Below are 2,255 nucleotides of genomic sequence, written 5' to 3'. Positions count from 1 at the left end.
CGCCGAGTTGTTCCTTGGGGCGTGCATTTAGCGCCGGAAATGAGCCGACCACGCCAGCCTTGCACTGGGCGACGACCAGCGGCGGATGCGAGATGATGAACATCGGTGCGCCGACCACGGGCAAACGCAAATTGTCGAAAACGGCCGGAAGCGCCATTGGCAATCCTCTGAATTGACGTATTCGTAAACGTCAAAATCTCTACAGCATCTCACCCCCTGTTGGGAAGCTCTTCTCGCATTTTTGACGTTGCAAGTCTTCTTACCCGGTTGCAAGGTCGCTGTTGTGTTTGCGGTCGAGAAAAGCCCGCATAGCGGTCAGACCCTCGTCTATGCCCTTGCGTCCGAAGCCGATGCGAAATCGATCGACCGGCGTCTCCATAAGCTCTGAGCGATACACCGAGGCCGGCAAAAGGAGCACGCCCTCTTCCTCCAAAAGGTTGTGGCAGAACCGTTCCACGCCATCACGCCCCTTGTACCGCGGATACGCGACACAACCGCCGTCCGGTTGTACCCAATCGAACAGGGCCGGATAATCGGCGAAGAAGGCATTCATCTTCCCGATGTTTTCCGCGATGAGCGTGCGATTGCGCGTAAGAATCCGCTCGCGAACCGACAGTGCCATAACGGCGAGCCGTTCGCTCGGGGCGGAATTGCAGATGGAAAGATAGTGCTTGTAGCGTTCCAGCTTGCGCAGGAGCATGGTGTCGCGACTGGCGATCCAACCGATGCGCAAACCCGGCAGGCCATAGGCTTTCGACATCACATTGAGTGAAACGCCTTTTTCATAGACATCGGCGACCTGCGACAGGCGTTTGGTTTTCTCGCTCTCAAGCAGACGATAGACTTCGTCGCTGAAAAGATAGAGATCATGCTCGCGGCAGATATCCACCAGCGCCGCAAAATCCGCCTGCGGCATCAGCGCGCCGGTGGGATTGTTGGGTAGATTGACCGAGATGAGTTTCGTGTTGGGCCTGATCGCGGCACGCACTGCGTCGAGGTCGAGCCGCCAATTGAGGTCTTCCAGAAGCGGAACGCCGGTTACCGCACAAAGCCCAAGCGGCACTGTTTCGGCTGCCTGGTAGTTGGGTACCGAGACGATTGCGTGGTCTTCGGGCGAGAGCATTACCCGCATCGCGGCGTAGATGCCTTCTTCCGCCCCGGCGAAGCAGAGGATGTCGCTGGCGGAAAGCCGGTCATATGTCCCGGCGATGGCTTCACGCAGATCCGGCGAACCCCAGGTCTCCGTGTAGCCGAGCCATAATTTTTCGAGTTCTTCGCCTGCGGAGGGGCCCGCCATCTGCACAAGTTCGCCGAGCGTCATGCTTTCCATGTCGGATGCGGTCATGTGATACCGGGCATTGAACTCCCAGCGCGAGAAGTGAACTTCAAGCGCAAAATCCCGCATTCTGATCTCCTTCGGCCGCGATTTGAGGGAATATGAACCGGTTTCCGCAACCGTGGGCAGGAAATGCCGTATGTTCACACCTTGTTATCACCGTTGATTGCATACTCACCAACGGTTAACCATGGGGCAAGACAGGCAAAGAGGGCAGCCAGCCTTGGACGCGATAGAAAAAGCCATAAGAAAGGCGTTCGAAAAGGGCGATGCAAGCAAGCGGCCTTTTCGGGAGAAGGTGTATCGTTCCGCCTTTGCCGCGCTGGAGCGGACGCTTGAAGCGCGCGACGATCTTTCCGATGATGCCAAGCTTGCCAGGCGTGACAATCTGAAGGCGACGATCACCGAGATCGAGACAGAGTTCGTTCCCGCCGCTGGTCCACCGCCTCAAGCAGCGCCCAAGGTAGAGGTTCCATCGCGGCCGCATCCTGGGCCCGGTCAGCGTCAGGCTTCCCCTCCGCAATCGGCACCGGAACCGCGCCGCGATGCGACACCATCGAACGGCGGCAATGGCGACTTCGCGCCGCAAATCGACCCGAGGGATCGCAATTTCGGATCAGACGAGCCTTCGCAGGCGGAAACACGGCGTCGTATTCGCGAGGCTCTCCCCGGGCAACGTCGCCCTTATGCCATGTTTTTCCTTGTAGCCACGTTGGTGGCATTTGTCGGTATGGGGGTTTGGTGGACGTTGTCCAGCGGAATATTGATGTCCAATGCGCAGCGCGACACCAGCGTTCCCAACCCGCCACTGGAACTCGAGGAAGAGGATTTTTCGGCCGGCGGGGAAACGACGTCTTCCGGGGCGGGCGCAAGCCGAGCGGCGGGTGAGTGGATTAGCGTATTCGATCCCGCCGATCCG

The 2,255-nt window shown here is 58.7% G+C and carries 1 protein-coding gene and 2 pseudogenes; 1 reads left to right on the top strand and 2 read right to left on the bottom strand.

The annotated features are described in order from the left end of the window. Positions 1 to 157, bottom strand: a pseudogene (locus tag QZ638_RS23235) (nitronate monooxygenase); the annotation flags it as partial. 102 nt (positions 158 to 259) lie between these two features. After that, positions 260 to 1,405 carry an aminotransferase class I/II-fold pyridoxal phosphate-dependent enzyme gene (locus QZ638_RS23230; RefSeq protein WP_295815133.1) on the bottom strand — a complete coding sequence of 382 codons (1,146 nt, stop codon included), beginning with the start codon at positions 1,403 to 1,405 and terminating at the stop codon, positions 260 to 262. Between the two features lie 229 nt (positions 1,406 to 1,634). Between QZ638_RS23230 and QZ638_RS23225 the strand changes: the two are divergent. After that, positions 1,635 to 2,255, top strand: a pseudogene (locus tag QZ638_RS23225) (hypothetical protein); the annotation flags it as partial.

The organism is uncultured Nitratireductor sp., assembly GCF_913053745.1.
Lineage (GTDB): Bacteria > Pseudomonadota > Alphaproteobacteria > Rhizobiales > Rhizobiaceae > Nitratireductor.
Note: the sequence above shows the minus strand (reverse complement) of the source record. Positions and strands in the feature narration are given on the sequence as shown.